Origin of the sequence: Enterococcus sp. DIV0436a, from assembly GCF_051711605.1 — a bacterium.
Classification (GTDB): domain Bacteria; phylum Bacillota; class Bacilli; order Lactobacillales; family Enterococcaceae; genus Enterococcus_B; species Enterococcus_B faecium.
The window spans coordinates 2,594,641-2,612,500 of the sequence record NZ_JBIONA010000001.1 but is presented as its reverse complement, the minus strand read 5'-3'; the positions used below and the strand labels follow the sequence as shown (position 1 = coordinate 2,612,500).

General features: G+C 38.0%; 20 protein-coding genes, 24 tRNA genes and 1 riboswitch (1 of these 45 cut by a window edge). Of the genes, 38 read left to right on the top strand and 6 right to left on the bottom strand.

Going from position 1 to position 17,860, the window contains the following annotated elements; genetic code table 11:
* The 27 genes from IGL15_RS12950 to IGL15_RS12820 all read left to right on the top strand — a co-directional run.
* Positions 1 to 18, top strand: a tRNA-Lys gene (locus tag IGL15_RS12950) (it extends 55 nt beyond the left edge of the window).
* Positions 19 to 25: 7 nt separating this feature from the next.
* Positions 26 to 107, top strand: a tRNA-Leu gene (locus tag IGL15_RS12945).
* Positions 108 to 124: 17 nt separating this feature from the next.
* Positions 125 to 197, top strand: a tRNA-Thr gene (locus IGL15_RS12940).
* Between the two features lie 11 nt (positions 198 to 208).
* Positions 209 to 280 (top strand) — tRNA-Gly (locus tag IGL15_RS12935).
* A gap of 16 nt (positions 281 to 296) precedes the next feature.
* A tRNA-Leu gene (locus tag IGL15_RS12930) sits at positions 297 to 382 on the top strand.
* A gap of 10 nt (positions 383 to 392) precedes the next feature.
* Positions 393 to 466 (top strand) — tRNA-Arg (locus IGL15_RS12925).
* Between the two features lie 9 nt (positions 467 to 475).
* Positions 476 to 549 (top strand) — tRNA-Pro (locus IGL15_RS12920).
* A gap of 19 nt (positions 550 to 568) precedes the next feature.
* Positions 569 to 641 (top strand) — tRNA-Ala (locus tag IGL15_RS12915).
* Positions 642 to 668: 27 nt separating this feature from the next.
* Positions 669 to 742, top strand: a tRNA-Met gene (locus IGL15_RS12910).
* Positions 743 to 755: 13 nt separating this feature from the next.
* A tRNA-Ile gene (locus IGL15_RS12905) sits at positions 756 to 829 on the top strand.
* 23 nt (positions 830 to 852) lie between these two features.
* Positions 853 to 942: transfer RNA gene (locus IGL15_RS12900), tRNA-Ser, on the top strand.
* A gap of 12 nt (positions 943 to 954) precedes the next feature.
* Positions 955 to 1,028, top strand: a tRNA-Met gene (locus IGL15_RS12895).
* 18 nt (positions 1,029 to 1,046) lie between these two features.
* A tRNA-Asp gene (locus IGL15_RS12890) sits at positions 1,047 to 1,122 on the top strand.
* Between the two features lies 1 nt (position 1,123).
* Positions 1,124 to 1,194: transfer RNA gene (locus IGL15_RS12885), tRNA-Gly, on the top strand.
* 13 nt (positions 1,195 to 1,207) lie between these two features.
* A tRNA-Ile gene (locus IGL15_RS12880) sits at positions 1,208 to 1,281 on the top strand.
* 24 nt (positions 1,282 to 1,305) lie between these two features.
* Positions 1,306 to 1,393: transfer RNA gene (locus tag IGL15_RS12875), tRNA-Ser, on the top strand.
* A 21-nt stretch (positions 1,394 to 1,414) separates the two neighbouring features.
* A tRNA-Glu gene (locus IGL15_RS12870) sits at positions 1,415 to 1,486 on the top strand.
* A gap of 22 nt (positions 1,487 to 1,508) precedes the next feature.
* A tRNA-Ser gene (locus IGL15_RS12865) sits at positions 1,509 to 1,598 on the top strand.
* 12 nt (positions 1,599 to 1,610) lie between these two features.
* Positions 1,611 to 1,684, top strand: a tRNA-Met gene (locus tag IGL15_RS12860).
* Positions 1,685 to 1,702: 18 nt separating this feature from the next.
* Positions 1,703 to 1,775, top strand: a tRNA-Asp gene (locus IGL15_RS12855).
* Positions 1,776 to 1,778: 3 nt separating this feature from the next.
* Positions 1,779 to 1,851: transfer RNA gene (locus tag IGL15_RS12850), tRNA-Phe, on the top strand.
* A gap of 4 nt (positions 1,852 to 1,855) precedes the next feature.
* Positions 1,856 to 1,926 (top strand) — tRNA-Gly (locus tag IGL15_RS12845).
* Positions 1,927 to 1,938: 12 nt separating this feature from the next.
* A tRNA-Ile gene (locus tag IGL15_RS12840) sits at positions 1,939 to 2,012 on the top strand.
* Positions 2,013 to 2,023: 11 nt separating this feature from the next.
* Positions 2,024 to 2,095 (top strand) — tRNA-Glu (locus tag IGL15_RS12835).
* Positions 2,096 to 2,283: 188 nt separating this feature from the next.
* Positions 2,284 to 2,363: riboswitch (SMK box riboswitch) on the top strand.
* Entirely contained in the window at positions 2,361 to 3,554 is a 1,194-nt protein-coding gene (gene metK, locus IGL15_RS12830; RefSeq protein ID WP_002289731.1) for a methionine adenosyltransferase, read from the top strand. Its footprint overlaps the riboswitch before it by 3 nt.
* Positions 3,555 to 3,683: 129 nt before the next feature.
* Complete coding sequence (locus tag IGL15_RS12825) at positions 3,684 to 5,156, top strand: MDR family MFS transporter (protein WP_002318392.1); 1,473 nt, start codon at positions 3,684 to 3,686, stop codon at positions 5,154 to 5,156.
* A gap of 82 nt (positions 5,157 to 5,238) precedes the next feature.
* Positions 5,239 to 6,027, top strand: coding sequence for an alpha/beta hydrolase (locus tag IGL15_RS12820; protein ID WP_002299077.1), 789 nt, complete (start codon positions 5,239 to 5,241; stop codon positions 6,025 to 6,027).
* Between the two features lie 66 nt (positions 6,028 to 6,093).
* On the opposite strand, the gene IGL15_RS12815 is transcribed toward IGL15_RS12820, so the two are convergent.
* A complete protein-coding gene (locus tag IGL15_RS12815) occupies positions 6,094 to 6,762 on the bottom strand; it encodes a TetR family transcriptional regulator (protein ID WP_002299075.1) in 669 nt (222 codons plus the stop codon).
* 114 nt (positions 6,763 to 6,876) lie between these two features.
* Between IGL15_RS12815 and IGL15_RS12810 the strand changes: the two genes are divergently transcribed.
* Entirely contained in the window at positions 6,877 to 8,589 is a 1,713-nt protein-coding gene (locus tag IGL15_RS12810; protein ID WP_002299074.1) for an ABC transporter ATP-binding protein, read from the top strand.
* A gap of 2 nt (positions 8,590 to 8,591) precedes the next feature.
* Entirely contained in the window at positions 8,592 to 10,364 is a 1,773-nt protein-coding gene (locus tag IGL15_RS12805; RefSeq protein ID WP_104765318.1) for an ABC transporter ATP-binding protein, read from the top strand.
* Between the two features lie 81 nt (positions 10,365 to 10,445).
* On the opposite strand, the gene IGL15_RS12800 is transcribed toward IGL15_RS12805, so the two are convergent.
* Positions 10,446 to 11,243, bottom strand: coding sequence for a tyrosine-type recombinase/integrase (locus IGL15_RS12800; RefSeq protein ID WP_438767884.1), 798 nt, complete (start codon positions 11,241 to 11,243; stop codon positions 10,446 to 10,448).
* A 23-nt stretch (positions 11,244 to 11,266) separates the two neighbouring features.
* Here IGL15_RS12800 and IGL15_RS12795 point away from each other — a divergent pair, with 23 nt between their 5' ends.
* Positions 11,267 to 12,439, top strand: coding sequence for an IS256-like element IS1542 family transposase (locus tag IGL15_RS12795; RefSeq protein ID WP_002323245.1), 1,173 nt, complete (start codon positions 11,267 to 11,269; stop codon positions 12,437 to 12,439).
* Between the two features lie 49 nt (positions 12,440 to 12,488).
* Here the strand turns inward: IGL15_RS12795 and IGL15_RS12790 are convergent, their stop codons facing one another.
* From IGL15_RS12790 to IGL15_RS12775, 4 genes are all read right to left on the bottom strand, one after another.
* Positions 12,489 to 12,899, bottom strand: a complete 411-nt coding sequence (locus tag IGL15_RS12790) for a hypothetical protein (RefSeq protein ID WP_258077686.1) — start codon at positions 12,897 to 12,899, stop codon at positions 12,489 to 12,491.
* Positions 12,900 to 12,965: 66 nt separating this feature from the next.
* Positions 12,966 to 13,436: an Ltp family lipoprotein gene (locus tag IGL15_RS12785; protein ID WP_096637988.1), complete on the bottom strand. Its 471-nt coding sequence runs from the start codon at positions 13,434 to 13,436 to the stop codon at positions 12,966 to 12,968.
* A 102-nt stretch (positions 13,437 to 13,538) separates the two neighbouring features.
* Positions 13,539 to 13,991, bottom strand: coding sequence for an ImmA/IrrE family metallo-endopeptidase (locus IGL15_RS12780; RefSeq protein WP_005874819.1), 453 nt, complete (start codon positions 13,989 to 13,991; stop codon positions 13,539 to 13,541).
* 12 nt (positions 13,992 to 14,003) lie between these two features.
* The gene (locus IGL15_RS12775; RefSeq protein WP_005874818.1) at positions 14,004 to 14,414 is read right to left on the bottom strand and encodes a helix-turn-helix domain-containing protein; all 411 of its coding nucleotides are present in this window, start codon (positions 14,412 to 14,414) and stop codon (positions 14,004 to 14,006) included.
* Between the two features lie 276 nt (positions 14,415 to 14,690).
* Between IGL15_RS12775 and IGL15_RS12770 the strand changes: the two genes are divergently transcribed.
* From IGL15_RS12770 to IGL15_RS12735, 8 genes are all read left to right on the top strand, one after another.
* A complete protein-coding gene (locus IGL15_RS12770; RefSeq protein ID WP_002297388.1) occupies positions 14,691 to 14,903 on the top strand; it encodes a helix-turn-helix domain-containing protein in 213 nt (70 codons plus the stop codon).
* A 2-nt stretch (positions 14,904 to 14,905) separates the two neighbouring features.
* Positions 14,906 to 15,118, top strand: coding sequence for a hypothetical protein (locus IGL15_RS12765; protein ID WP_005874815.1), 213 nt, complete (start codon positions 14,906 to 14,908; stop codon positions 15,116 to 15,118).
* 140 nt (positions 15,119 to 15,258) lie between these two features.
* Positions 15,259 to 15,393: a hypothetical protein gene (locus IGL15_RS12760; RefSeq protein ID WP_005874813.1), complete on the top strand. Its 135-nt coding sequence runs from the start codon at positions 15,259 to 15,261 to the stop codon at positions 15,391 to 15,393.
* A 134-nt stretch (positions 15,394 to 15,527) separates the two neighbouring features.
* Positions 15,528 to 15,860: a hypothetical protein gene (locus IGL15_RS12755; RefSeq protein ID WP_096637987.1), complete on the top strand. Its 333-nt coding sequence runs from the start codon at positions 15,528 to 15,530 to the stop codon at positions 15,858 to 15,860.
* Positions 15,857 to 16,015, top strand: coding sequence for a hypothetical protein (locus tag IGL15_RS12750; protein WP_005874809.1), 159 nt, complete (start codon positions 15,857 to 15,859; stop codon positions 16,013 to 16,015). The genes IGL15_RS12755 and IGL15_RS12750 overlap by 4 nt, the downstream gene beginning before the upstream one ends.
* Positions 16,012 to 16,353, top strand: a complete 342-nt coding sequence (locus IGL15_RS12745) for a hypothetical protein (protein ID WP_086325090.1) — start codon at positions 16,012 to 16,014, stop codon at positions 16,351 to 16,353. Before IGL15_RS12750 ends, IGL15_RS12745 begins: the two co-directional genes overlap by 4 nt.
* Positions 16,346 to 17,095, top strand: coding sequence for a DUF1071 domain-containing protein (locus IGL15_RS12740; protein WP_104765288.1), 750 nt, complete (start codon positions 16,346 to 16,348; stop codon positions 17,093 to 17,095). The genes IGL15_RS12745 and IGL15_RS12740 overlap by 8 nt, the downstream gene beginning before the upstream one ends.
* On the top strand, positions 17,092 to 17,859 hold the full coding sequence (locus IGL15_RS12735) for a DnaD domain protein (RefSeq protein ID WP_258077685.1): 768 nt from the start codon (positions 17,092 to 17,094) through the stop codon (positions 17,857 to 17,859). Before IGL15_RS12740 ends, IGL15_RS12735 begins: the two co-directional genes overlap by 4 nt.
* Position 17,860 lies beyond the last annotated feature (1 nt).

The following is a 17,860-nucleotide window of genomic DNA, read 5'->3' as shown; positions in this document are numbered from 1 at the left end:
CGAGCCCTGTACGGCTCATATTTTTGCGGGTGTGGCGGAATTGGCAGACGCACTAGATTTAGGATCTAGCGCCTTACGGCGTGGGGGTTCAAGTCCCTTCACCCGCATAATTTAAGTTTTACATGCCGGCTTAGCTCAGTTGGTAGAGCATCTGATTTGTAATCAGAGGGTCGAGGGTTCAAGTCCTTTAGCCGGCATCTTTAAACACGCGGAAATAGCTCAGTGGTAGAGCACCACCTTGCCAAGGTGGGGGTCGCGGGTTCGAACCCCGTTTTCCGCTTTGCCAAAGCAATCGCGCCGGGGTGGCGGAACTGGCAGACGCACAGGACTTAAAATCCTGCGGTGAGTGATCACCGTACCGGTTCGATTCCGGTCCTCGGCATTTCAAATATGCGCCCATAGCTCAACTGGATAGAGTGTTTGACTACGGATCAAAAGGTTAGGGGTTCGACTCCTCTTGGGCGCGTTAATTAAACGGGAAGTAGCTCAGCTTGGTAGAGCACTTGGTTTGGGACCAAGGGGTCGCAGGTTCGAATCCTGTCTTCCCGATAATTATAAATTTAAACACGGGGCCTTAGCTCAGCTGGGAGAGCGCCTGCTTTGCACGCAGGAGGTCAGCGGTTCGATCCCGCTAGGCTCCATTTCATTTAAATAATGAATATCTTTTTCGCGGTGTAGCTCAGCTGGCTAGAGCGTCCGGTTCATACCCGGGAGGTCGGGGGTTCGATCCCCTCCGCCGCGATTTTTAAGAGCCTGGACCTTTAGCTCAGTTGGTTAGAGCAGACGGCTCATAACCGTCCGGTCGTAGGTTCGAGTCCTACAAGGTCCATTGTGGCGTTGTAAGTTTCATATGGAGGATTACCCAAGTCCGGCTGAAGGGAACGGTCTTGAAAACCGTCAGGCGGGTAAAACCGTGCAAGGGTTCGAATCCCTTATCCTCCTTTTTCATATTATCGCGGGATGGAGCAGTCTGGTAGCTCGTCGGGCTCATAACCCGAAGGTCGTAGGTTCAAATCCTGCTCCCGCAATTAAAAACTAAAAACACTGGTTCCGTGGTGTAGGGGTTAACATGCCTGCCTGTCACGCAGGAGATCGCGGGTTCGATTCCCGTCGGAACCGCCATGCGGGTGTAGTTTAGTGGTAAAACCACAGCCTTCCAAGCTGTTGTCGCGAGTTCGATTCTCGTCACCCGCTTTTAGTTTTTTATGGGCCTATAGCTCAGCTGGTTAGAGCGCACGCCTGATAAGCGTGAGGTCGATGGTTCGAGTCCATTTAGGCCCATTAGTACAAAATCTTATTGGTTTTGGGGAAGTACTCAAGTGGCTGAAGAGGCGCCCCTGCTAAGGGTGTAGGTCGGGAAACCGGCGCGAGGGTTCAAATCCCTCCTTCTCCGTTTCAATATTTTGTTTTACCTGGCCCGTTGGTCAAGCGGTTAAGACACCGCCCTTTCACGGCGGTAACACGGGTTCGAATCCCGTACGGGTCATTAATTTAATATAGTTTTACATGGAGGATTACCCAAGTCCGGCTGAAGGGAACGGTCTTGAAAACCGTCAGGCGGGTAAAACCGTGCAAGGGTTCGAATCCCTTATCCTCCTTTTTCATATTATCGCGGGATGGAGCAGTCTGGTAGCTCGTCGGGCTCATAACCCGAAGGTCGTAGGTTCAAATCCTGCTCCCGCAATTAAAAACTAAAAACATTGGTTCCGTGGTGTAGGGGTTAACATGCCTGCCTGTCACGCAGGAGATCGCGGGTTCGATTCCCGTCGGAACCGTTTGGCTCGGTAGCTCAGTTGGTAGAGCAATGGATTGAAGCTCCATGTGTCGGCAGTTCGATTCTGTCCCGCGCCATTATGCGGGTGTAGTTTAGTGGTAAAACCACAGCCTTCCAAGCTGTTGTCGCGAGTTCGATTCTCGTCACCCGCTTTTAGTTTTTATGGGCCTATAGCTCAGCTGGTTAGAGCGCACGCCTGATAAGCGTGAGGTCGATGGTTCGAGTCCATTTAGGCCCATTTATTTTATTGGCCCGTTGGTCAAGCGGTTAAGACACCGCCCTTTCACGGCGGTAACACGGGTTCGAATCCCGTACGGGTCATGAAAGATACTTGTTGAGTATCTTTTTCTTTTTATCTGAAAGAATGATTTTAAAAAGCTTAGCAGAGTTATCTTTATGGATGATTGTGCTAAGCTTTTTTGGACAGTTCTAATGTAAAATATTTTTATATTTTTTAAGCAAAAAAATGAAAAAATACGAGCAGAAAACTGTTTTATCTGCTATACTTGGTTCGTTGCAAGTTCCCGAAAGGATCCGCAGGACGGAGATGCCTTGTAACCGAATTTAACTAGGGGGAATCATTATAATGGTAGAAAGACACTTATTTACATCAGAATCTGTTTCTGAAGGACATCCAGATAAAATTGCTGACCAAATCAGTGATGCAATCTTGGATGCAATTTTAAAACAAGATCCAACAGCACGAGTAGCGTGTGAAACGTCTGTAACAACTGGTCTTGTTTTAGTATTTGGAGAAATATCTACGACGGCATATGTAGATATTCAAAAAGTCGTACGGGAAACAATAAAAGAAATTGGTTATACACGTGCAAAATTCGGATTTGATGGAGATACAGCAGCTGTATTGGTTGCGATTGATGAACAATCTCCTGATATTGCTCAAGGAGTTGATGAAGCACTTGAGATCCGGGATGAAGATAAAAAAGACGTATTAGATGAGATTGGTGCTGGCGACCAAGGTTTAATGTTTGGGTTTGCTGTAGATGAAACACCAGAATTGATGCCTTTACCAATTGCTTTGAGTCATCGTCTGGTACGCCGCTTGGCAGATTTGCGTAAATCAAATGAATTAACGTATTTACGTCCAGATGCAAAATCTCAAGTAACGGTTGAATATGATGATCAAGGACAACCGGAACGCGTAGATACAATCGTTATTTCAACACAGCATGATGATGCAGTAGATAATGAAACAATTCGTCATGATGTCATCGAAAAAGTAGTGAAGGAAGTTATTCCAGCTGAATTATTAGATGATCAAACGAAATATTATATCAATCCGACTGGCCGATTTGTCATTGGTGGTCCTCAAGGGGATGCCGGATTAACAGGAAGAAAAATCATTGTTGATACGTATGGCGGTTATGCTCGTCATGGTGGCGGTGCTTTTTCCGGTAAAGATGCGACAAAAGTTGACCGTTCTGCCAGCTATGCTGCACGTTATATTGCTAAAAACATTGTTGCAGCAGGGCTTGCTCGCAAAGCAGAAGTACAGCTAGCTTATGCGATTGGTGTTGCTCAACCTGTTTCGATCTCAATCAATACTTTCGGTACTGGAACGGTTCCGGAAGAAGAACTGATTGCTGCAGTGAGAGAAAACTTCGATCTTCGGCCAGCAGGAATCATCGAGATGCTTGATTTGCGTCGTCCGATTTACAAACAAACAGCTGCTTACGGTCATTTTGGTCGTACAGATGTAGATTTGCCTTGGGAACATACGGACAAAGTAGATGCGTTGAAAGCAAGTTTAGCAAAATAAGTTATATTCAGCTGGAACGATCGCCAAGTGGTGGTTGTTCCAGCTTTTTTTATGGCAGTTAACCTCTTGAAAAAGATAGTAATTATTTATCTATTTTTAGATCCTGTCATAATGAAAGGGAGGAATAAGATGAAAAAAGAAACAAATGTTACTTTGGTCACAGTGAGTATTTTCATTGCAACGTTCATGACGGCTATTGAAGGTACAATCGTAACAACCGCTATGCCAACGATTGTCGGTTCATTACATGGAATGGAAATCATGAACTGGGTATTTTCGATTTATTTACTGACAAACGCTATGCTTACTCCGATTTACGGAAAACTTGCGGATAAAGTGGGACGGAAACCAATCTTTATTTTTGGGACATTATTGTTTATTATCGGTTCGTTATTTTGCGGTTTATCTCAAAGCATGATTGGGTTGATTGCTGCTCGTGCGATTCAAGGGATGGGTGCTGGGGCAATGATGCCAGTAGCTTTGACGATCATCGGCGATCTTTATTCTATTGAAAAGCGAGCAAAAGTTTTAGGTTTGAATAGTTCAGCCTGGGGGATTGCCAGTGTTTTTGGACCGCTTGCGGGAGGATTCATCGTTGAAACGATCAGCTGGCACTGGATCTTTTTTATCAATGTGCCGATCGGTATTCTATTAATTATTTTGATTTGGCTATATTTAAATGAACCAAAAATCATACATGAGTCTAAACCAATGGATATTTTTGGTAGTTTTAGTTTGATGGCTATGCTGGTCTCATTGCTGTTAGGGTTCCAATTATTAGGAGACGAGGGAATGAGTCCGCTTGTTTCTGCTTTGTTGCTAGGCAGTATCGTACTGTTGGGTGTTTTTATTTTTGCTGAAAAAAGAGCTAAAGATCCTGTCATCATGATGCATTTATTCAAAAATCCACTATTTGTTGTGGTAAACTTGGCTGCAGCATTGGCTAGTGGTTTTTTGATGGGAATCGATGTTTATATTCCTATGTGGATGCAAGGTGTATTAGGACTGAATGCAGCAATTGGTGGGTTGGTATTAGCACCATTATCACTAGTCTGGATGGTCGGTTCTTTCCTTGCAAGCAAGTGGATGACTCAAATGAAAACTCATTGGGTCTTGAGAATTGGACTACTAATCGCAGCTATTGGGGGCGCTTGGTTGTATCTTATGCCTTTCAGAAGTAACTATTTATGGTTTTTTGCTATATCAACGGTCATCGGTATAGGCTTAGGTGTGACCATGACTACCTCGACTGTCAGTGCACAAAATAGTGTATCTCGTGACCAGCTTGGTGTAGCAACTTCTTTTAATACGTTAGTTCGAACAATTGGTCAAACAGTCATGGTTTCTATTTTTGGTTTATTGATAAATGGGGTAACTAAACGAGAACTTGCAGCAGCAAATTTAACAAATGATGCAGATATCATGAATAAACTGGTGAATCCACAAACGGCTAAATATATTGATGCGGATATTTTGTTACCATTAAGAAAAATTCTTTATGATGGATTACATTCCGTTTATCTAGTTGGCTTGTTACTCGTGATCATTGCTTTGGTCTTAACGCTTTTCGTTCATGAAAAAAGTGGTAAAATAAAACAGTAGTTTCGGTTAAGATATGTACGTAGCCGAATCATTCAAATTTAAAGTTATTCAAAAATAACTTCTTACTAAGGAAGGCGAAAATATGGCATTTATTCAAGCAAATATTTATTCGAATGTGTTAGAAATGGAAGTCAATCTAAATGTGATACTACCGCAAACAACAAAAAAGGTGATTGGCACCAGTTCAGAGCAAGAGACAACGGATATACCTGTTTTATATTTACTTCATGGAATGGGTGGCAATCATAGTGTATGGGAAAGACGTACGTCGATTGAACGTTATGTAGCAGACTACGGATTAGCTGTCATCATGCCATCTACTGATCTTGGCTGGTACACAGATACAGTTTATGACATGAAGTATTGGACATTCATTGCAGAAGAGCTACCTGAGATTTGTCATGAATTATTCCCGCAATTAACAAGAAAAAGAGAAAAAACATATGCCGCTGGATTATCGATGGGCGGATATGGCGCGTTAAAACTAGGCCTTGCAAAATCAGAAAATTTCGCAGCAGTAATCTCTCTTTCAGGCGCTGTTTCTGTAGGAAATCGAATGGATGATCTTTTGATGGTTCGTAAAGCAGCTTTTTGGGAAGGGATCTTTGGACCATTGGATCAAATCGAAGGTTCAAAAAATGATCCGCAATACTTATTGAAAGAACTAGTAAAAAGCGGAAAACCAGTTCCAAGATTTTATATGGCTTGTGGGGAATCTGATTTTCTTTATCAGGCAAATCAGGAAATGGTATCTGCTATGCAGGAACAAGGCTTGGCGGTCACCTTTGAACAAGGACCTGGCGATCATAACTGGATCTTCTGGGACCAATGGATTCAACGTGCATTGGCGTGGCTAATGGAAGAAAAATAAAAAAAGAGTCTTAAAAAGATAGCTCCTATAGAGATCACAAACATAGTGATCTCTATAGGAGCTTTTTTACTGCTCGTTTTCTCTTCTTTTATTTTGTTGGCATAAGCCTTCAATATAGGTTTGTGCACTCGTTAGAAAGAGTGCTTTTTCATTCAATTCTGCATGGGACTGCATACTTTCTTTAAATCCCTCTAATTGATTTTCAACTACATAATTACGCATAAATAGAACTGTTTCTTTCAAAAATTCATTTCCGTCCATAATCTTTTGTCGAAGCTGCTGTTCATGCTGCTGATCCATTAACTGTCCAATCAATAAATTGTGGAGAGAGGCAATGGCCTGATGACTTTGGGTGACTGAAAATCCTTCACGAACAAGTAATTGGATCATTTGCTCCAAATGTTCTAATCGACTCGGAAAAGCGGGCACAGTATTGATTTCTAATTCTGCCCCACAAGGGAAACGTGTGTAAAGGTCATAGTAATTTTCCATATACTGCAGCAACTGTTCATTCCAAGGCAAAGTTGGATCTGGAAGCGCTAATTCATCTTCCATTGTTTCAGCCATTTTCTGCAAGAGCTGTTGTTTGTTTTTGAAATACCAATATAAAGCAGGTGCTTGAACATGAATTCTGTTTGCGATGTTTCGCATGGAAAGCTGCGAAAGAGCTTGTGTTTCAGCCAGGATATCAAAGGCGGCCTGAATGATGATTGCTTGAGAAAGCTTTATTTCCATTTTATCAACCTCGTGTATTGCATTATCTTTTTAAACATGGTAAATTGTTAGTCGGTCTAATTTTACAGTGTTAAATTAGTCCTGTCAATTTAAACAAAGGGGTGTAATCAACGAATGAAATTAATCTTACGACATGCGAAAAAATATAAAGTAGCTGTTTTTATTTCCTTGCTGTCCGTAGCAGTCATGGTTGCAGCAGCATTATGGCAACCTAAGTTACTACAGCAAGTATTGGAAGCTATTATTACAGAAGATAATGATGAAATGAAAACAATTGGTATTTACCTGATCAGTCTGGCTTTGCTAGGATTAGCCGCAGGTGTAACGAACACGATTTTCTCTGCGAAAGTAGCTCAAGGCGTAAGTGCAGACATCCGAGAGGAAGCTTTTCGAAAGATCCAGACATTTTCATTTGGGAATATCGAACAGTTTTCTGCTGGAAATCTTGTTGTTCGTCTAACAAATGATATCACGCAAATCCAAAATTTAGTGATGATTTCTTTGCAATCACTTTTTCGAATTCCATTTCTATTTATTGGTGCGTTCATTTTAGCTATGATCACGATGCCGCAATTATGGTGGATCATCGTAGCGCTTATCGTTACGGTATTTCTGATTACGGCACTTTCATTTACAAGGATGGGCAAGCACTTCATGATCATTCAAAAACTGATTGATCGTGTGAATAGCATTGCAAAAGAAAACTTACTAGGGATTCGTGTGGTGAAATCTTTTGTACAGGAAGAAAACCAATTGAAGACATTCAGCAAAGTAAGTGAGGACTTAACAAAACACAACATCATAGTCGGTACATTATTTTCTGTGATGATCCCGTCCTTCATGTTGGCTGCCAATTTGGCTGTTGTCGGTGCGATTTTTTTTGTGAGCGATCTTGTTAAAGATGATCCTACGTTAATTGGTGGAATTGCTTCATTCATGAACTACTTGATGCAGATTATGATGGCAATCATTATTGGCGGAATGATGATGATGATGACTTCAAGAGCAGCGGTATCGCTGAAGCGGATCACGGAAATTTTAGATGCTGAACCAGATCTTACTTATTTAGACGTTCCAGAACAAGAGTTGACGGGTTCTGTCACTTTTGACCATGTTTCTTTTCGTTATCCTGGTGAGGATACAGATACGCTTAAAGATATCAGCTTTTCTATCAAACCTGGAGAAATGGTTGGTATCGTCGGGGCGACTGGTGCCGGGAAGTCAACACTAGCACAATTGATCCCTCGTCTATTTGATCCGACAGAAGGCAAAGTTGAAGTAGGTGGTGTAGATCTTCGTCAAGTAAATGAAAAGAGTTTAAGACAAACGGTTTCCTTTGTTTTGCAAAAAGCAATTTTATTCTCAGGAACGATTGCTCAAAACTTGCGTCAAGGGAAAAAGAATGCAACAGAAAAAGAGATGGAACATGCTTCTTCTATTGCTCAAGCAAAAGAATTCATCGAAAAGTTATCTGATCGTTACGAAGCACCAGTAGAAGAACGTAGCAGTAACTTTTCTGGTGGTCAAAAGCAACGTTTATCCATTACTCGTGGCGTTATCGGTAATCCAAAGATCTTGATCCTAGATGACAGTACGAGTGCATTGGATGCTCGCTCTGAAAAGCTGGTCCGAGAAGCACTCGATCGAGATTTGAAGGGAACAACGACGATTGTCATCGCACAAAAAATTGCTTCTGTTGTCAAAGCAGACCGCATCTTAGTATTGGATGAAGGCAGATTAGTCGGCGAAGGAACCCATGAGGAATTGGTAGCTGGAAACCGTGTCTATCAGGAAATCTTTGAAACTCAAAAAGGAACGGAGGAGTAAGTATGACTGATCTAATAAAAGCAAGTAAATTTTTCTATCACTATTTGAAGCGGTACAAACTCTCCTTTTTCTTTATCTTTATCACAGTGATCATTGCTACCTATCTACAAGTAAAGGCACCTCAATACATCGGGGAAGCTTTTCAAGAATTAGCTAATTACGTAGGAGGCTTGATGCAAGGCGTAGACGATAAAAGCAAATTTGTTTCTGTAATATGGAAACTCTTGCTGTTTTATGTACTAGCTAGTGCAGCCAACTTTATCTATAGTATTTTGTTCACACAAGTAGTAGGGAAGTCAACGAACCGAATGCGTATCGGTCTATTCAACAAATTGGAAAAATTGACGATCCGTTTCTTTGATTCTCATCAAGACGGTGAAATTTTAAGTCGTTTTACCAGTGACTTAGATAATATTCAAAATAGTTTGAACCAAGCTTTGCTTCAAGTCATCACGAATGCTGTTTTACTTGTCGGGATCTTGATCATGATGTTCCGCCAAAATGTAGAGTTAGCTTGGGCTACAATTGCTTCCACTCCAATAGCCGTTTTGATAGCTGTCTTGATTATCCGCAAAGCACGGAAATATGTGGATCTTCAGCAAGATGAAGTGGGGAAACTAAATGGTTATATGGATGAAAAAATCAGCGGACAACGTGTCATCATCACAAATGGCTTACAAGAAGAAACGATTGAAGGATTCTTAGAGCATAATCAAAGTGTTCGCGAAGCAACCTTCAAAGGACAAGCTTATTCTGGTCTACTATTTCCGATGATGCAAGGAATGTCACTGGTCAATACAGCGATAGTTATCTTTTTCGGCGGCTGGTTAGCATTAAATGGTGATTTGGAACGTTCGGTGGCATTAGGCTTAGTTGTGACATTCGTCCAGTATTCACAACAATATTACCAACCACTGATGCAGATTTCATCTGGATACAGCATGATCCAATTAGCGATTACAGGGGCAAGACGATTGAATGAAATGTTTGATGAAAAAGATGAAGTCAAACCAGAAAACGGTAAAGCATTTGATGGTGTTGAAAAAGGTCTTGCGTTGCAGCACGTAGATTTTGGTTATTCTCCAGAAAAACTAGTCTTGAAAGATGTCTCGATCAATGTGGACAAAGGAGAAATGGTTGCTCTTGTTGGTCCAACAGGATCGGGGAAAACGACGATCATGAATCTGCTAAACCGTTTTTACGATGTCAATGATGGTTCAGTAGTCATCGATGGAATAGATATCCGAGATTATGATCTTGATGCATTACGTAGACATGTAGGAATCGTTTTGCAAGAATCTGTATTGTTCTCCGGAACGATCAAAGACAATATCACATTCGGCAAACCGGACGCTTCAGATGAAGAAGTCATCAATGCAGCAAAACAAGCGAATATTCATGACTTCATCATGACGTTAGAAAAAGGTTATGATACAGAGATATCCGAAGAAAATAACTTATTCAGTACAGGTCAAAAGCAGTTGATCAGTATTGCTCGAACGATCATCACAAATCCATCTTTATTGATTTTGGATGAAGCAACAAGTAATGTAGACACGGTAACAGAAGCAAGGATCCAAAAAGCAATGGATGAAGCAATCAAAGGAAGAACCAGCTTTGTGATTGCTCACCGGCTGAAAACAATCTTGAATGCAGATAGAATCGTTGTCTTGCGTGATGGGGAAGTCATTGAAGAAGGCAGTCATCACGAGTTATTAGCAAAAAATGGATTTTATGCGGAACTTTATCATAATCAATTTGTATTTGAAAGTTAAATTAAAAGAACCTCGTTATAACGGGGTTCTTTTTATATATTTTATGTTGTTTGTTTTTATAAGGGGCAGAAAAGGGGCAATTTAAATTTCTATTTTTCCTAGTTTTTCTACTAGTTGATTTTGCATATTTTTAGTTGTATGAGTATAAATCTTTAATGTTGTTTTTGCATCTTCATGTCCTACACGATCCATAATGGCTTTTAATGGGATTCCTAATTCTGTAAGTAGAGAAATGTGGGAATGCCTTAACATGTGAGAAGAAACTTTTTTATCTATGTTTAATTCTTTGGATACTGCTCTTAAAGATTGATTATATGCTTGAATAGATATCGGGTTACCATTTTTAGAGATGAAAATGTATTTATCTTTATTATTCTTAATTAATTTGTTTTCTTCAATTAATTGATCTATGATTTCTTTAGCATTACTTGATAATTCAATGGTTCTATAAGAACCTGTATTTTTAGTTGTTGTTTTAATTTTTAACTCGTAATCATAAGTACCAGAAACCGTAATTTTATTACCATCATAATCAGATTCAGTCAAAGATATCAATTCACCATAACGTAGTCCAGTTAAAAACAAAAATTTAGTAATTAAAGAATAACGTGACTGTTGATGTGAACTTTTTTGTTTACTAGCAATCATTTGAACTTCTTCTTTTGATAAATAACCATCTTTTTCTTTTTTTATTTCTTCGTTTGTCTTAGGTTTTCTTGCTAAAGAAACCCCATTTACGGGATTATATTTTAATCCATATCGACGGTTGGCGAATTTAAAAATCATTCCTGTAAAAGTTTTTGATAAAGTCCATATAATTGTGTAAAAGATAAAAGGCCATGTAACAGCCCTTTTACGGTACAATGTTTTTAACCACAAAAACATACCCAGGAGGACGTTACATGACCCAAGTACATTTTACACTGAACAACGAAGAGGTTCAAAGTATTATTGAACATTCGGTAAAAGATGATGTTTCTAAAAATATTTTAACCACTGTTTTCAACCAATTGATGGAAAATCAACGAACAGAATATATTCAAGCCGATGACTATGAACGTTCAGAAAGTCGTCAGAGTCAAAGAAATGGCTATTATGAGCGAGACTTTACGACTCGTGTGGGTACACTCGAATTAAAAGTGCCTAGAACACGTGATGGTGAATTTTCACCGACGGTGTTTGAGCGTTATCAGCGAAATGAAAAGGCACTGCTCGCTTCAATGCTTGAGATGTATGTTTCGGGCGTTTCGACACGTAAAGTTTCAAAGATTGTTGAAGAGCTATGTGGAAAATCTGTATCGAAATCTTTTGTTTCTAGCCTGACTGAGCAGTTAGACCCGATGGTCAACGAATGGCAGAACCGTTCACTCTCAGGTACGAATTATCCTTATCTGATGACTGATGTTCTCTACATAAAAGTCCGTGAGGACCATCGAGTGCTTTCTAAAAGCTGCCATATTGCGATCGGGATAACAGAAGGTGGCGACCGTGAAATCATTGGCTTCATGATTCAAAATGAAGAAAGTGATGACACATGGTCCATCTTCTTTGAATACTTAAAAGAACGCGGCCTAAAGGGGACAGAACTCATCATTTCTGATGCCCATAAAGGCCTAGTGTCTGCGATTCGTAAGTCATTTACCAACGCAAGTTGGCAGAGATGCCAGGTCCATTTTTTAAGAAACATCTTCAGTTCCATTCCAAAAAAGAATTCAAAACCGTTTAGAGAAGCAGTAAAAGCGATCTTTAAGTTTACGGATATTGAACTCGCTCGAACAGCTAAGAATGCCTTAGTCGGTGAATATATCGACCAGCCTAAATATACAAAAGCCTGCGAAATATTGGATAATGGCTTCGAAGATGCCTTTCAATACACGGTTATCGGAAATAGTCATAATCGGCTAAAAAGCACCAACCTTCTTGAACGACTGAACCAGGAAGTCCGCAGAAGAGAAAAGATTATTCGGATTTTTCCCAACCGAACGTCTGCCAATCGATTAATTGGAGCTGTCCTTATGGACCTTCATGACGAATGGCTCAGTTCTACAAGAAAATATATTAAGTTTGATCAATGAGAGACCGGTAAAACATTGTATAGTATTTTACACAGGATTATGGACTTGACTAAGTTTTTAAATGTATTACATAATTATATGATAAATTTTTTTCAAAATAGTAGTAATCTAGCATATCTTGTATAAGATTACTATTAACGTTTTTTACAAGTACATCATCTTTTATATATTTTGAAATTAATGATAGATAAACCTGAGTTGTTCGATAGGAACTTTCTTTTACAGTTGGCTTGTATTTTTCATCCCATTTAGTTTTTAATTCTCCAAAAGTTAGTGGTAGTTCTTCATTTCGTTTTATTTTTTCTGCGATTTTTTCATTCAAAAGTAAGTTAGCTTGATTCCAAGCTTGGCGTGAATTGCTAGATAAAGTTACGGACACTTTTTTCTTTTTTTCAGTTAAGGGATCCGTATAACGTTCGGTGTACTTAAATTTTTTGTCATTTATTTTTTCTACCCACATTATTTCTATTCCTTTCGAATATACGTTCCTATTAATTGTTAAAAGAAAAAGCCCGAAGGCTTTTCTTTAATCATTTAAATGTTGTATTGCATAGTTAGCTTCTTCTGGAGTAAATTTTTCTCCAGCATCAGAAGTTAATTGGTCTCTAATTGCTTCAGGAGACATTGACATCTGTTCCTGATAACTTTTTGCTTTGGCAAGAGCGTTAGCATTATAATCTGCGTTTAAATTATCAATTGCATATTGTGCTGCTTCAGCAGAAAATTTTTCTCCATATTCAGAAGTTAATTGATCGTAAATTCCTGCTTTAGACATGTGCATAGTATTAGAATAGGATTCAGCTTTGTTTAATGCAGATTTATATTCTTGAGGTACATTATCATTAGAACTACTTTCAATTTTTGTATTATTAGAACTAGAATTTGAATCAGAACTACTTCCACTTCCTAAAAAAGCAAATCCTAAAATACATAATATGATAAATCCAACAAATACCCCAAAACAACCGAACATACCTTTTCCAAAACTTTTTAACATAAATTTCCTCCTTGTGATTTCAAGTTTAGTTTTATATAATTTTTTTGTAGCAAATCTCAGAAATGAGGAAAGGTCCATGTGGAAGCATGGGCTTTTTTATTTTTAATGTTGTAATACTAAATGTTCAAGATTATGAGGAAGCCCTAAATATTCAATAATTTGGAACTGACTCATATAAGATAAATCTTGTTCATCTATTGTTCTAGTTAACATTTCAATTGCAAACATGTTAGCTTCTGCTTCTATACCATAAATCATACAACTAAGGTTGTTTGCTCTAAAAGCTGCTGTGCAAATACCTTTATGGAGTCTAACGTGGGCTATTTCATGCCATAATACAAATCTTTTCATAGAAGGTGATAGGTTTTGATTAATTAATATCACATAACATCTTTTATTGTGTATCGTTTGTCCTAATGTTTTATTCCCTAAATCAGTTTCAATTAAATCTATATCAGAATATTTGATTATTTTATATGGATTAATCGCATCAGATCCAAACTCTACAAATAATTTTTCTATTTCTTCTAATATCCAGTATTTGTTTAAATGCATACAAAAGCCCACCTATTGACGATATTTTTTAGGAGTGAATTTTTTCTTTGCTTTAACTTTGGTTAAGGCAAGTGCAAGTTGAATGGCATCGTATAATTTTTCCTTATCTTCATCGTCTAAAGGTTCACCATAATAATTTGTTTCAGCATCTGAATCTAAGCCTTCAAGTAATTTTTCAGCTTGTAAAGCAATATCATGTTTATCTTTTTCTGTTAAATCATAGTAGTTACGTTTATCAGTACGTCCCAAAAGATAGTCGGTTGATACATCAAAATAATCTGCTACTTTTTGTAATCTTTCACTAGAAGGAGACTGTTTTATCCAACGCGATATACTTCCTTGGCTAAAATTTAGTTTTCTTTCTAGTTCAGCTATTGTTATTCCTTTTTCTTTTGAAAGTTCTTTAACTTTTTCTAATAGCATAAAATCAACCTTTCTGCTATCAAACAAAATAAAATTGATAAAAACGCAAAATAATTATTGATTTATTGATTATTATCAATTATAATTTACTTGTAAGCAAGATATTTACGGCATACAAAATAAATAAGCAGTACTGAATAGTCTCCCCAGACCTAAGCAAAGCTCACTTTTTGTGTGCTGTATTTCTTATGCTTACATTATGGATTATAATCAATTTTTTGTCAATAAAATTGATTAAAACAATTGTAAATAATCAATACAGAAAGGTGATATTTAATGACTTTAAAACAGCAAGTATTAATTGCTTTAGTAAAGAAAGGTTGGAGTCAAAGAGAATTAGCTCGACGAATGGGTATATCAATTACTTATTTACGAGATATCTTTATCGAAAAAAGAAAACCTAAGGAACGTTTAAAACAAATCGAAGAACTTTTGGATATCAAGTTAGAAGTAGATTCTAATGATCAGCCATCAGAACAGGAGGCGTAAAAATGGTACAACGTTTGAGCAAAGCGGAGTTTAAAGAGAGATATCAATATTCTGAAAGTACTTATCAAAGAAGAATGAAGGAATTTAAAAAATCACGTTTTAGTGAGGGGTATAACGCAGTTACTGCCAAAGAAATAACAATTGATGTTGATTTATATGAACAGTTTAGAACATGGCGTTCTAAAAATCGATTTAGAGTTAGAGCTGTTTGTTAATAGCTAAAAAATCTAAATTCACCACTTCTGAAAAGAGGAGTTGCTGCTCTCCTTTCAAATTCGCCAAAGTCCACGTTTTTTCATTTTGGCAACTCCTCTTCTTGGAGGTGGTGAAGATAAAAGATTAAGGGAGGAATCGAATGACTTTACAAGAGCATCAACGATTAATGCAAGATTTGAATCGAAAATATCACGAAGATATGAAATCTGAGTTGTTAGGTAGACAATGGCGTGAACGCCAGAAAAAGTGGCAGGAAATAAAAAGCCCACATTAGTTTCCGCTAATGTAGGCAAGTGACTATATCTAAACGGAAGTTTATCACACATGAAAAATAGATACAAAAAAAGTGACTCTGCCAGCCAGCAAAGAGTCACAAACAAATTTATAAAACTAGGAGAATTATATCACATGAATAAGAAAATTGAAAATCTTATCGAAGAATTAAAGAAAGAATGCGACAAAGAAAATATTGGTCTTTCTTTATCATTAGTAAATGAGGAAACATTTGGAATGATAGCTGCTGGTCCAGCTAATCTTGCTGTTATGGGTGCTTTATTGCAAGGAAAAGAATATATAGAAATCGCTGCAGGCAATTGCCATTGTGAAGAGTGTAAGAAAATAAGAAAAGTCATTAATGCGGTTGATGATGAAGTTTCTTCCACACAACATACTTTTGTTATTAATAACAAGGAAGATTTCGCTGATGTGATGACCCGTATTTTCAAGGGGGAATTTCAATGAAAAAGACACGAATTAATGTGAAGGGAGCATATGCCCTCGTTGGTGTGGGTATGTGCTTTGCAAGTATTGATATCCGTTGCGGTTGGATATATTTCATGGCACTAGTCTTTACTTGGTTTGCCAATTCTACTCTCAAGGAAGTGACTGAGGAATGAATGAGTTAGCCAATTTAGATACCTATTTAATATCTAAACATTGGGGAGTACCTAAATGTAAAGAAAAAAATATGGATAAAAAATACCGTAATAATCTTTTAAATGGTCAACATTTAGAAAATGATCAAGATGACTTAGGAAATGTGATTACTAAGTATGATCATATTTATATTATCCACTTAGGTAAATATTGCGGAAAACCAGAATATATTCATGTTATCGAAGATGGCTTGCTTGAAGCATTAGATGAATTTGAACGTGATAATTTGATTGATATTCAGTACTACGGACGAGGAGAAAAATTTATTCAGGAATTGGAGTCGAGATTTGATGAGTGAAGAAAAGGAAAATATATTCTTAACTTTGAATTCTCTCAATGTTAATGAACATGTTGAAAAAAAGAAAACAGGAAATATTGAGTTATCGTATCTTTCATGGGCTTGGGCATGGGAAGCAGTAAAAAAACGTTTCCCAGATGCTTCCTATCGAATACTAAAATTCGAGAATAACTTGCCATATGTATTTGATGAAAATACAGGTTATATGGTTTTTACTGAGGTGACAATAGATGGGATAACTCATGAAATGTGGCTACCTGTAATGGATAGTTCAAACAAAGCAATGAAATCAGAACCTTACACGTACGATACAAAAAACAGAAAAAATATACCAGTTGAGAAAGCCTCAATGTTTGATATTAATAAAACAATTATGCGTTGTTTGGTGAAAAATTTAGCGATGTTTGGATTAGGTCTTTATATCTACGCTGGTGAGGATTTACCAATGTTACCAAAGGCAACGAAAGAGCAACGAGATGAAGCCAAGAAACTCGTTGATGAAAATGCAAGACTTGCTAATATGACACAACAGAAAGCGATGACGAGATTCTTAACGCATTTACAATATGCTGGGAAATTTGAAGATATCGACGTAGAAACTTGTGAAGCATTGATACAAACAGCTTCCGATGCGTTAGAAAAGATGAAAGAAAGAGAAAAAAAGAAACGACATGAAGAAGAAACATCAGCGTTAGATAAACATGAAGAAAAGCTAAACGAACAGCAGAATTCATTGGATTGAATGAGGCAATTATTTTGCAACAACTTCATTATTGGCTAAATAGCAAAAGTGCAAAAATGATTAAAGGAAAAAGATGGATTCATAATACTTATGAAGAATGGCAAGTACAATTTCCATTTTGGAGCGTAGCAACAGTTAAGCGTACTCTCACTTCGCTAAGTAAACAAAATTTGATTATAAAGGCAAATTATAACAAAGCAGGATTTGATAAAACAATTTGGTATTCCATCGATTACGACAAGCTTGAAGAGGTGAGCCAACGATTGGGTCAAAATGACCCGACGGATAGGTCAAATTGCACTGATGGATTAGGTCAAAATGACCTCACCAATACCATAGACTTCCCAGAGACTACCACAGAGACTACAAGCATGCTAGCAGCGATGGCTCAGATCTCACAACTTTACCAGCAAAAAATTAAACCAATGGATAGCCCTCAAAACATCGATCGTGTGCAAAGCTTTTTAGAAGACGGTGTCGCCCTTGAGGTAATTCTATACGCCATTGAACTTTCTGCAAGAGACGGCGGACATACGGCAGGGTATGTGGTTAAAAAATTAAATGATTGGCAAAGACGAGGAGTTAAGACGGTAGAGGATGCAAAGTTAGCTGATGAAGCATGGAAAGCTGAGAATATACCTAAATCGTTTAAAAAAAGCCACATTCGCAAAGAGCCGATTCCTAATTGGCTCAACGATCCCGAAGGCTATAACAAACGAAAAGAAGAGGAATTTAAGCGTGGATATGAAGATGTCCCGTTTTAAG